The organism is Rhizobium sp. R693, from assembly GCF_002211315.1.
GTDB lineage: Bacteria > Pseudomonadota > Alphaproteobacteria > Rhizobiales > Rhizobiaceae > Rhizobium.
Map to the genome: position 1 here is coordinate 147,252 of NZ_LOKY01000001.1, position 11,818 is coordinate 159,069.

Annotated in this window: 9 protein-coding genes; 3 read left to right on the forward strand and 6 right to left on the reverse strand. The window is 58.5% G+C overall.

The features are described from left to right. Nucleotides 1-37: 37 nt before the first annotated feature. Nucleotides 38-2,125, reverse strand: coding sequence for an ABC transporter substrate-binding protein (locus tag ATY79_RS00720; RefSeq protein WP_088702626.1), 2,088 nt, complete (start codon nucleotides 2,123-2,125; stop codon nucleotides 38-40). A 121-nt stretch (nucleotides 2,126-2,246) separates the two neighbouring features. Further along, the gene (locus ATY79_RS00725) at nucleotides 2,247-3,713 is read right to left on the reverse strand and encodes an alpha-glucosidase/alpha-galactosidase (protein WP_088702997.1); all 1,467 of its coding nucleotides are present in this window, start codon (nucleotides 3,711-3,713) and stop codon (nucleotides 2,247-2,249) included. A gap of 202 nt (nucleotides 3,714-3,915) precedes the next feature. Here ATY79_RS00725 and ATY79_RS00730 point away from each other — a divergent pair, with 202 nt between their 5' ends. Next, a complete protein-coding gene (locus tag ATY79_RS00730; protein WP_088702627.1) occupies nucleotides 3,916-4,806 on the forward strand; it encodes an AraC family transcriptional regulator in 891 nt (296 codons plus the stop codon). Nucleotides 4,807-4,827: 21 nt separating this feature from the next. Here ATY79_RS00730 and ATY79_RS00735 read toward each other — a convergent pair whose 3' ends face one another. Beyond that, a complete protein-coding gene (locus tag ATY79_RS00735) occupies nucleotides 4,828-5,541 on the reverse strand; it encodes a DUF899 family protein (protein ID WP_088702628.1) in 714 nt (237 codons plus the stop codon). 338 nt (nucleotides 5,542-5,879) lie between these two features. Here ATY79_RS00735 and ATY79_RS00745 point away from each other — a divergent pair, with 338 nt between their 5' ends. Continuing rightward, nucleotides 5,880-6,215 (forward strand): hypothetical protein, encoded by a 336-nt coding sequence (locus tag ATY79_RS00745; RefSeq protein ID WP_088702630.1) that lies wholly within the window; start codon nucleotides 5,880-5,882, stop codon nucleotides 6,213-6,215. A gap of 49 nt (nucleotides 6,216-6,264) precedes the next feature. On the opposite strand, the gene ATY79_RS00750 is transcribed toward ATY79_RS00745, so the two are convergent. Next, a complete protein-coding gene (locus ATY79_RS00750) occupies nucleotides 6,265-7,011 on the reverse strand; it encodes a phosphoglycerate mutase family protein (protein ID WP_088702631.1) in 747 nt (248 codons plus the stop codon). A gap of 8 nt (nucleotides 7,012-7,019) precedes the next feature. Here ATY79_RS00750 and ATY79_RS00755 point away from each other — a divergent pair, with 8 nt between their 5' ends. Further along, nucleotides 7,020-8,765 (forward strand): right-handed parallel beta-helix repeat-containing protein, encoded by a 1,746-nt coding sequence (locus ATY79_RS00755; RefSeq protein ID WP_245312285.1) that lies wholly within the window; start codon nucleotides 7,020-7,022, stop codon nucleotides 8,763-8,765. Between the two features lie 914 nt (nucleotides 8,766-9,679). On the opposite strand, the gene ATY79_RS00765 is transcribed toward ATY79_RS00755, so the two are convergent. Together ATY79_RS00765 and ATY79_RS00770 are read right to left on the reverse strand one after the other, a co-directional pair. Further along, on the reverse strand, nucleotides 9,680-9,868 hold the full coding sequence (locus ATY79_RS00765) for a hypothetical protein (protein ID WP_088702998.1): 189 nt from the start codon (nucleotides 9,866-9,868) through the stop codon (nucleotides 9,680-9,682). A gap of 237 nt (nucleotides 9,869-10,105) precedes the next feature. Further along, nucleotides 10,106-11,689: a Na+/H+ antiporter gene (locus tag ATY79_RS00770; protein WP_088702633.1), complete on the reverse strand. Its 1,584-nt coding sequence runs from the start codon at nucleotides 11,687-11,689 to the stop codon at nucleotides 10,106-10,108. Nucleotides 11,690-11,818: the final 129 nt, after the last annotated feature.

Sequence of the window (11,818 nt, forward strand, 5' to 3'; positions counted from 1 at the left end):
TCACGCGCGACCGGCTTTTTTCGGTGGGAGGGAACTCCTAGTTGACCGGGCCCTTGTCACCGGGCTTGCCGGGCAACTGTTCTGGGAACAGCTCGTATTTGCCCTGCTTGTTGGCGGCCACCCACAGACGTTCGCGGATGACGGAGTCTTCAGCCCAGTTGAACATGAAGATCGGGGTACCTTCGGGCACATTCGAGAAGCGCTTGTTGATGATCAGCGCACCCGGATATTCCGTCAGCCCGACCGTATCGACATTCTCGGTCGCGACCTTCTGGTACTGCTTCATGAGTTCGACGCGCTCATTGTTGTCCTGGGTGGCCTGGAACTTGGTGACGATATCGACCAGCTTTTCTTCGTAGGGCATCAGGTCAACCTTGCCGTCCTTGCCGGCGCGATGCTGCCAACTTGTACGCGGACCGACGGGGGCAAGCTGCTCGGTATTCTGCACGACCGAGGCAAGTTCCGGCGAGCTGCGCTGGATCAGCCAGTCGAAACGGCCGGCGTAGTGGGCATCGTCACGCTTCGTACCGTCCAAGGCATTGAGAATGACCTTCAGGCCAAGTTTTTCCATCTGCCCGATGACGCCTTCGGCAAGGCTCTTGTCGGTCGCGTACTGGTTGTTGACGAGAAGCACGATCTCAACGTTCTTGCCGCCTTCGGTGCCTGCCGGGAAGTTGACGAAGCCGTCACCATCGCTGTCCTTCAGGCCTGCCTTGGCAAGCAATTCCTTGGCGCCCTTCAGATCAAAGGGGTAGTAAACCACGGAATTACGATCGTAGAAGCTCGTGCCCGACGAAATGCCGCCGGGATAGATCGCCGTGAACGGACCCTTGACCAGCGAGTCACCGATCGCCTTGCGATCGAGACCCATGGTGACTGCCTTTCGGAAGTCTTCATTGCGGTTCAGTTCGCGGACGGCCTGGCCACGTGCATCAGGATCGCCCCAGCCGTTTCCGGAGAGGTTCATGCGCAGGTTGTAGCCGATCAGACGTGGGCCGAAGGCAAGACGCGCCGGCGCCGACTTTTCGGCAGCGCGTTTCAGCGAAGCGACGAAGTTTTCCGGCTGCTCCAGGTTGGAAAAATCGCCGGAACCGGCAACGGCCTGCACGTCACGGTCTGCCCAGGTCGACAGCTTGTAGTGCAGCTCGTTGAGATAAGGAAGCTGATTGCCCTTCTCGTCGACCTTCCAGTAATAGGGGTTGCGACGCATCACGATGATGTCGTCGGGACGATATTCCACCGGCACCCAGGCGCCCATGACCGGCATGTTCATGAATTCCGGCGGGAAGGCATTCTTGAACTGGTCGTAGGTGTTCTTCGAATACTTCGGATGCTGCGGCTTCAGGATATGCGACGGACCCGGGCAGAAGCTCGGATAGGCCATGGTGTAGAGATACTGCTTCGGGAAGGCATCCTTGAAGGTCCACTCGACGGTAAAGTCGTCGATCTTCTTGAGCGTCGTTCCCTCGCCGAAGGCCTCCGGCGATGCACCACCGCCGAGCGGCGAAACGTTCGGGTCGATGACTTCGTCGTCCCAGTAAAACATGATGTCGTCGGCGTTGAAGGGGGCGCCATCCGACCATTTCGCACCTTCGACGAGGTGCATGGTCAGCTTGTGGCCGTCCTTTGACCACTCCCAGCTCCTGGCGAGGTTCGGAAGCGGTTCGGTATCCTTTGCCTGCACCTGGAAGAGAGGCGCGGTGCGCGTCAGGCATTCCGACAGGCCGATATCGATGCCGCCCCAGCCCTGCGTCTGGCCGGCGCCATAATTCCATCCTTCCGGACGACCACCGATAACGTGGCGCATGGTGTCGCCGTAGACCCCGACACCGTCGGCCATGTTCTCCGTCTTGAAGACGAGCGGCTGCTTGGGAAGGCGGTCCTTGACCGGGGGCAGCTTGCCGGTCGCAACGAAGTTCTTCGTCACCCAATCCGGCTCGTGATAGTCAGGCAATGCCTTGAATTCCTCGATGGAATCCCTCGAGACATACTTGATCTTGCCTTCCGCCGGGAACGGCGGCGGCGCGGGTGGTGCGGTCGGCTCCGAGGCGTAGGCGCTCAGGGCCGAAACGGAGACGCTGAGCGCCAGTCCGGCCATAATGCCAATGTTGCGGAAATTTCTCATCGTTTCTCCCTCTTGTTTCGGGGCGCCTTTGGCTGCCCCGCTTCTCCTCAAACGATCCGGCGACGGGCTATGGGCGATGGGCTCCCTCCCGGAGCCATCGCCCACCCGTTCTCCGGCAATTCTATACGGCCTGCTTGAGTGCCGCCTTTTCGGCACGCAACTCCTCGATAGAGCGGACGTCGCGGCGCGCCGCACCGGCCCAGTCGCGGGTCTTGACAGTCGATTTCGCCAGACGCTCCTTGGCAGCCGGAACGGCATTGGCATATTGCGGCAACCATCTGGCCTGGGCGACGACCATCTCGTCGACCATCTGCCAGACCTCTTCCGGCGTGGCGACCGCACCGACCAGCGGGTCGTGCAGGACGGCAAGCTTCAATAGATCGATATCGCCGCTGACGGCCGCATGAACCGACATGCGCTGGACGTTGATCGAGGCTGTGCAGGTGGCGGCACATGCTTCCGGGATGGTGATGCCGGCCACCATGTTTATGCCAAAGCGGTCGACGAAGCCAGGCGACTCGATGATCGCATCCGACGGCAGATTGGTGATGACCCCATTGTTCTTGACGTTGAAATGACCGCGATAGACACGTCCGGTTTCCAGCGCCTCGAGTATATGGCTCGCATGCTCGTTCGAACGCTTTGCCGGATCGATCGGCTTGGACGCCGATTCCAGGAATTGCGGGAATTCGGTTTCGAACCAGTTGCGGGTTTCGGTGGAGTGCCTGAGGTAGCCGCCGGTTTCGCCGTGGATCCAGTCGGACATGTCGATCCACTTGGTGATCTCGTCCGGACGCTTGCGATACCAGGGAAGGTACTCCGACAGGTGGCCGTTGCTTTCCGTGGAGTAGACACCGAAGCGCTTCAAGACGTCGATACGCAGCTTTTCTTGTTGGGAGAAGACCGGATGCGCCTCGAAGGCCGAGATCAACTCGTCCTTGCCGATCTTACGCCCGTTCAGCCGCAGGTCGACAAACCAGGTCTGATGATTGATGCCCGAGCAGATATAGTCGAGCTCGGCAGGCGATTTTGCGCCAAGTACCTCGGCGATCTGTTCGGCACCATGCTGAACACCGTGGCAAAGCCCGACCGTGTCGACCTTTCCGTATTCGATCGCGGCCCAGGTGTTCATGGCCATAGGATTGGCGTAGTTCAGGAACTTCGCACCCGGCTCGGCAACTTCCCGGATGTCTTTGCAAAAATCGAGAATGACTGGAATATTGCGCTGGCCGTAGAGAATGCCGCCGGCGCAGATCGTATCGCCGACGCACTGGTCGATGCCATATTTCAAAGGAATGCGGATGTCGTCAGCATAGGCCTCGAGACCCCCGACGCGCACGCAGCTGATGATATAACGCGCCCCCGTCAGCGCCTCGCGCCGGTTCGTCGTCGCCGTCACCTTGGTCGGGAGTTTGTTGGAAGAAACGATCGTGTCGAGTATCTGCTTGATCATTAGCAGATTGTGCTCGCTGATGTCGGTAAGCGCGAACTCCACGTCCTGGAACTCCGGCACGCAGAGGATATCGGTGAACAGTTTTTTCGTGAAGCCGACGCTGCCTGCGCCGATGATAGCGATTTTGAAACTCATGACCCTTGCCTCAATGCGATCAAATTGCCGGCGCTGAAGAATGAGAAGAAGAATTCGACGCGGGCTTGCGCCTGGCGCCAAAAAAGTCCAGAAATCCGGCTTATTCTCCTCCCCGCCACTCCTCGTTGCTGGCGGTGTTCTCTCTCTTGAGAGCCGATTATGCGCATATTCGGCGAGGCCGCCAGAGAAGGATTATGCTTTCATGGGTAATTCTGTGCTGCAGAAATTGATTGATACCGGTCCAGTCATGCGGACGGTGTCATTGCCGCGCGGCCGCCAGAGCCTGCACACGATGCCAACCAGCACCGGCTACGAGATCCGCGAGAACGCCACCTATGACTGGGATGGCCGAAAGCGAGGGCAAACGCCGTTCACCGTCCTGCAGCATACGATCCGGGGTGCGGGAAACCTGCGCTACGAGAATCGCCAGCTTCGGGTGAAGGAGGGAGAGACGCTGCTGGTCCTCGTTCCGCACAATCACCGTTATTGGCTCGAGGATGGAGACCGCTGGGAGTTCTTCTGGATTTCAATGAACGGTGAAGAGGCGCTGCGTATCCATCGCTCGATCCTTGCAGTGACCGGCCCGATCCTGAAGCTGCAACCGCAGACAATCGAGCATCTGGCCGACTGCAGCCTGCGGCTGATCAATGATGCAGAAACGCCGGGACTTGCCTCCGCAATCGCTTATGAGGCCGCTATGGCGCTCTACGACGACGTCTTCGGTTCACATCCCGTCTTCAGTGAAGAATACCGGACGATGCAGCACGTCATCGACTACATCATGGCGAACCTGGAGCATCCGCTGCCCGTCGAGGATCTTGCGCGGGTGGCCGGTCTCAGCCGGGCACATTTTTCCCGAATGTTTGCGGCCAATGAAGGCCTGCCGCCGGCAGAATTCGTTTTGCAGAAGCGGCTGAAGCGAGCGGTGAAGCTGTTGACCAAGACCGCCAACATGCCGGTCAAGGAAGTGGCGATCCGCTCGGGCTTCGAGGACGCCAATTATTTTTCCAAAGTGTTCCGGCGCGTCTATGGAACAAATCCGACCGAGTTCCGTACAACTGGCATGTATGCGAGCGTCGGCAAAGTTCGCTGACGCCCGCATCGAGCCTCGGTGCTATTGTGCGGCGTCATAATTGAGCTTCGGATACCAGCTGGGCTGGCGCCCGTCCGGTGTGGTGTCGAGCACGGTCCAAAGCGGCATGAAGTCTGGCGCGCCGCGTGGGTCCTGGCCAGGGTCTGCGGTTGCCGGCCCCATTTCCGGATTCCAGAAGTGGCGGATCACACCATCCTTGAGCGTGAAAACGTTGTAGGCAGCGTCATCGCTGCCGTCGGGGCCAATGGCGTGATAGTCGCGACTGAATTCATCGGTCGGGTCGCAGTAGAGTGGCAAGTGATGCCATCCGCGCTGCTTTTTGAAAGCAAGCAATCGCTCGATTGGCGAGCGTGCAACCACGGCAAAGGCGACCTGCTGGCGAATGTCGGGGACCTCCCCGTCGAGCGCCGACAGCATGGATGTGCACATCGGGCATGGCCGTGCGCGCTGCGGCCCATACATGTAACTGTAGATGACCAGTGTGGACTTGTCCTCGAAGAGATTGCGCAGCGTCACCTCGCCGTCGGGACCTTGGAAGCGGTAGTCTTTGCGTACCTGGCCGCCTGGCGGCAGCGCGCGGCGTTGCTCGGCCACTCGCTCGATATGTCGGCGCAACTCGATTTCTTCGGCGAGCAATTCATCGCGCGCGCGCCGATATTCGGGGCTTTCGTTCGGAAAACTGAGGCCGTTTCTTCTTGCCAGCTCGCTTGCGGAAACAAGATTAATCGCATCCATCACGTGAATCTCCTTCAAGCTGTTTACAGGACCATGCGGCGGATTTCGCGGACGCTGTCCGCCGTTCAGACAAGAAACGTTTGAGGACCGCAAAAATCGACAAGACGATCTGATTTTTTACCGGACCGACCCGCCTGCACTTTCTAGGCGCTTGAATTTACTGCGATACCATCCGCCGTTGCAGCTCGGCGCATATTCTTCTGTCTCAGTGATTTTTCCCCTTCCCCGTTCCGATTTAAGACCTATGTCCCCCTGATCCTTCATCTCCTGGAAGGACGAGGGAGACTTCAAAACATCGTGGCAACCGGTGTCGAAGCCTCCCTCCATGGAGGAAAACAATGAGATCCTTCATCTCCCTGATCGAGGCAGCCGTTGTCGCTGCCGGTTCTCCTGTTGCATCCGATGACGGCAAGGGCCTTGAGCGCGCTGAGGCCGTGTGCTCGTTTCTCGAAAACACCGGCCTGAATGGCGATTGTGCCGTCGATGCCAAGGAGACGCTCATTGAGGTTTCGCTGGCGGGACAATATGACAGCCCTGCAGACTGCCCCAAGGTTGTCGACATGCTGCGTGCACATGGCTTTCAGCTGGGGTCGAATTGGGAGCTACGGATCAAGGCAAGCGTCAAGGACGAGCCCGAGGTCACCGAGTGTGGCCTGGCGCCTGCTCAACAATAAAGTCCAGCATAGCCGGCGCGGGTGCATTTCACGGCTGACGCAGGAAGCGCTAGGGCGTCGCCTTTTGCGCGATTCTCAGCTCTGATCCATGCGCTTCCTGCAACTCGTCATCGCCAGGCTGGCGGTCGTTTGCCTTGTGAAGGAGGATTGATCTGTAACCTTGAAGGCGCGTTCCTTCGATCAATGTGACGTCGGAATTTCCCGGATTGTCGGAGCGCTCGAACCAGTCGACGGCGTGGTGGAGAAAGTTCATTTCGAATGCCCGATTTGTGACGCCGTGGCCGACGATGATGATGTCGTTTTCTTTATCGGACATACCATCGATCACGGTTTGCAGGAAAAGACGAAGCCGCTGGGCCACATCCGCCCTGCTCTCGCCATCTGGTGGCCTTGCATAGAATTTTCCACTGTTGTTTCGCAGTCTGGCCCATTTCTCGAACTCATCTGGAAACTTCTGTCGCCGCTGCGCATGGTCGTAGATTTCGGTAAAGAGACCAAAATCCTGCTCGCGCAACAGAAAGTCCTCCCGTACGTCCCTCACCCATTGCGGCGGCAGGGTTTCCAAAAGCGCGTCCTTGCTTTGTCGCGTCCGCAGGTAGGGCGAGTACCATATATCCAGTCTTTGATTTTCACTCCCGGGCAAGTCGGCAAGATAAGACGCCAGCGCTCGTCCAGCCAGGAGCGCTTGTCGATAGCCCCATTGTGTCAGCGGGACATTGTGATCGCCAAACTGCCCATAGGCCTTTTCGTTGACGTTTCCGAGGGATTCGCCGTGCCGGACGAGAAAGATGCGCATTGGTCGCCGTGTGTATTCGTATCGATTGGACCATCATGAAGGTACGCAAGGCGCGGCGCAACGTCGGCGGCCTCAGACGCGCGCGGGATGCCTGCAACGAGGATTGTGGTGGGCAAGGAGCAGAGAGCGCAATTGAGTTAAACATTAGCGCATGCTTTTATTGCAAGTCGCGTCCGCTACCGGAGGTATCTATGACCAACGATATCTGGAAAGCATGCGTGGTTCCTCGCTTAATGGTGATCATCCTGGGTGTTTACGGGGTCTTGGGCATTGTCGGCATTGCACATAGCGCGACAATCAACGTTGCGCCGAAAAGCGGGGGTCGTGATGAAGGACTGACGATCCAGGATGCGCTCGCCATCGCACAGCCGGGTGACACGATCATGCTGGCGCCCGGAACCTATATGCAGGATTTTCGGTCGGTGCGGGATGGTGAACTCGGAAAGCCGATTGCGATCGAGGGCACACTTGGATCTGTCGTTAAAGGTGGCGGCCAGCCCAGGGTGATCGAAATCAATCACAGCTATATAGAACTCAGGAATTTTACCGTCGATGGCCGATTTGAGAAATCGAACACGAAGAAAAGCTATCGAGACAAGCTTCTCTACGTCATCGGACACGCGCCTGGCAAGGAATTGACGGGACTTCGCGTGCTCGGGATGGACATTCGCAACGCAGGCGGCGAATGCGTTCGCCTGCGCTATCAAGCCAGACAGAATGAAATTGCTTATTCCAGAATAAGTTCGTGCGGTCGCTTCGACTTCTTGTTTAACGACGGCGGAAAGAATGGCGAGGGGATTTATATCGGAACAGCGCCAGAACAATTGGGTGGGCGTGGCGCTCCTGACAAGGCGATCGACCATTCCGATCGCAACCGCATCCATGACAATGTAATTAGCACCGCAGGCAATGAATGCGTCGACATCAAGGAGGGCTCGAGCGGCAATATTGTCGAAAAGAATATTTGCACAGGACAGAAAGACCCCAGCTCGGGCGGCTTCGACTCGCGCGGCAACAATAATGTCTTTCGCTACAATCTTGTCTATGACGTGGTTGGAACCGGCGTGCGCCTTGGCGGGGACGAGGCGACGGATGGGATCAATAATGATGTCTACGGCAACACCTTTCGCAATGTGGGTGTCAGGTTGATCCGGGCGCAGCGGGCGCCTCAAGGAAAAATCTGCGAGAATATTTCTGAGAGCAACAAGGCCGTTGGCACGAACTCGATCGGCAAGTCACTTGATCCGACCGGGCCCTGCGACGGACCGAAGGCAACGGCAGACCGGAGACAATCGGCAGCTGCAGCAATCCGATCCGAGGCGGCGAGCAAAGTCGAGAAAGATAGTAAGCCCTTAAGCTGTGGTCCGTTTGTGGCAGGCTGTGTGATCGGTCGCCTCGAAGGCGACGATCGCAACAGGATCAAGATCGTCGATGCAAGCGACGTCGTCCTGCGCGGCCACCACCTGATTTTGTCCGATGCTGTCGGGCCCGACGGAAAAGCGATGCCCCTGAAGCCGCTCGCGGGAAAGTTGGTCAGGATTGAATACACCGGTATCGAGAAAAAGCGGTTTGCGGGCGCCAGGATCATCGAGGTGACCGGGCATGGCGAAACTTGCCAGGGAAAGTCTCTCCTGAGCTTGGATCTCGGGATAAAGCGTAAATTGCGCCAAACAGGCTGGCCCAACGGCGAGACAACCAAGTCCTATCAAGGCGATGGCGGCGTTTGCTCAGATGCCGGTGTCACAAACCAATAGGGTCTGGGGCGTCTATCCGACAGCCGGCTTTAACGAGGACTTTCCGCGATCGCACCATCCGTTGCGACATGAATTGCCGTTGAAGCTCGGTCGTGCGGGATCGTCAGGACGATCAACAGATGTCCTCCCCGCAGTAACGCCGATGTATCTCTTGGAATTCTCAAATGTTATCTACCAACGGTAGGTGCGACTACCACCATTGAGGTACGTGCGAGCGACGGTTGGTTGTGCTTTTATGTGGGCGGCCAGAGATGTGAGTGGCCGTTTTTCCTGCAGTGCTCCGAGGTCCGCGCCCACCCCTGCGGGCCTCGCCTTTGCAGATCCCCACCGAATGGTTAAGCCCTCCTCTTCTAACGAAGGCATCCTGTCCTTTGCGCAAGTAGGCTATTTTGGGAATGGCTCGCAGATCCTCTGTGAGCAGGGTTAGTTCAAGGCCGATCAGAACCCCATCGAGCCTTGTTGAGCCTCTGTCTACGGCCAGACCGCCGCAATGGCGGCGGTCTCGGCACATTTTCCTTGCTCAAAGGCCGAAGAGACGCTGTCTCGAGAATAGGACCGATCACGCCAAAGCGCGCGATAGATCACGACTGAGAACTGCCAGCCGGAGGATGCTTCGCCATGAAGGTTTGGCAAGGCCAGACGGCCTTGGACAATTTCGTGAAAGAAATCAGCTGCGGTTGGACTGCTCGCGAAAACTGACGCCAAGCGGCTTGCGAGGCCTTCCTCCGGCCTCTGCAAAGCAAACACAGCTGGCGGGGCCTATGCGAGCGCGTATTTTAGATGTCAAGAATACACTTAATTAATCATGCCTCTTTAGCTTGCCTTGCGCTGATCTTGGAGCCGGACCCCAGCCCCTCCAGGATCAACGGGCGTGCGGTTGGGGCTCAAGGCGAATTGGCTTCGACCGTACGCTCCTAATGCTCTCGCTGCGAGACATCATCGAAGTCGACTATGGCCCCACGGCGCGACGCCTCCTCCTTGGCCACCTGCAGGGCCTTTTGGATAAGAAGCAGAACGAGGTCGTAGTCCGGACTTTCCAGCGACGCAATCTCTTGCGCGACGCTCAAGGTGAAGATCAGTTGTTCTGCAGTTGTCTCGGTCACCGCACTGCCCCTCGCAAGCCGGGGCATTCTAGACGCTGGAAGCGAGTGCCACGATGGCAACGGTTTCGTGGATCAGTACGAAAAACCACTACGGCCTTGGTAGAAGCATACCATGGCTACTCCATGAAACACCGCAGGCGGCGTATCTGTAACCGCTCCCCAGCCTGTCGGCCTGCTGTCGCGCCTGCCCGCAAGCAGCTTGCGATCGTGTGGGTCCCCGGGATTTCGCCAGGAGCGCTACGCCTTCGCCGAGATGGCGCTCAGTTCCTCCAAATCGAGGTCCCTTTCCAGCTCTCGCAAGGTTTCGTCGTCGATCTCGCCTGCCCGATGAAGGCGGATGAGCTCCCGGCGGCCCGTCGCAACCGCGCTCAGCACGACGTCGAAGTGAGCATGCAGGGTCGGAATGTATTCCTCCGTCCGCGCAGCGTAATCGACGATTGCCGTTGCGCGACGCTCGTACCTCGCAAGCAGCTGCGGATGAATGAGGGTACCGTCTCGATCGTATGCGAGTTCCTTGATCGTGACGAGTTGTGCCTGCGCCATCGCAGCCTCGGCCTGGCTCATCGTCAAAGGCGCTTTGTCTGATTCCTGCTCGGTCAGCTTTGCCCATTCGATGACGCGTCCGAGCGTCGTGCCTTGCAAGAGCACCGTTCCGAGTATCACCGCAAACGATGTCACGAGGATGAAGTCACGGGCGGGAAAGCCTTCCGGCAAACTGAGTGCAAGGGCAAGCGTGACGACACCGCGAATGCCTGCCCAGCTCAATACTGTCGAACTGCCGACACCAAGCGGCCGCGTTCGAGCAAGCCCTAGGGAGTTGAACAGCTTGACCACCTGTTCGGAGCCGAACACCCACGCCAGGCGCGCGATCGCAAGTGTTACGAGGATAATGGCGGCGGGCAGGCCCATTGTTGCGACAACCGTGCCAAACCCTCCGCCGCGTTCGACGACGTCACGCAGCGAAAGACCGATCAATATGAACACCGCAGCTTCCATCAGGAATATGACGACAGTCCAGAACGACGTCCCGCGCATACGCGTGGCGGCCGACAGAACCGTGTGCTGATGCCAGGTCGCGATCAGTCCTGTGGTGACGGTGGCAATCACTCCGGACACGTGCAGGGCTTCCCCCAAAAGATAGGAGATCCAGGCGAGCAATGTCGTCGAGGCAATGATCAAGTACTCGTCACCCAGACGCCGCACGAGCTTCACCCAGGCATAGCCGACGACGGCCCCCACCGCAGCGCCCCCGATCGCAAGAACCAGAAAGCCTCCAACGGCTGCCGGAGCGCTGAAGCTTCCAGTTGCCGCTGCCGCGACCGTTAGCCGGAACAGGACGAGACCGCTCGCGTCGTTCAACAGGCTTTCTCCTTCGAGCAGGATCTGAAGCCTGCGAGGCAGCTTCACCCTGTCCAGAACGGCTCGCGCCGACACGGCGTCAGGCGGCGATACGATCGCCCCAAGTGCTGCGCAAGCTGCAAAGGGTAGCGACGGAAACATCATGTGAGTGACCACTGCCACGACCGCGCATGTGAAAAAGACCGCGCCAACCGCGAGCGATGCTATTCCGAACATGTGACGGCGAAGCCGCCTCACCGCGATGGACCATGCACCGTCAAGCAGAAGCGGGGGCAGAAAGATGACAAGCACGAGCTCCGGGTCAACGGTGATCGCTGGAAGGCCAGGCACGAACGCCAGCATCGCTCCACCGGCGAGCAGCGCGACGGAGGGTGGAAGGCCTAGCCTGTGGGCCAGGTAGTGAAGCGCAATGATGGCGAGGAACATTGCGATGACAAGTTCGAAAAGGTGGGTGCCGTCCATGCGTCTCCCCGACATGGGCTGAATTGAGCGGTATGAAAGAACGGCTTGCCGCGAAAGGCAACCAGCCGAACGCAACCTCTGTCTTTTTACGAAGCGAAGGCTGTGAGACCCGACGGGATGCAACCGGAG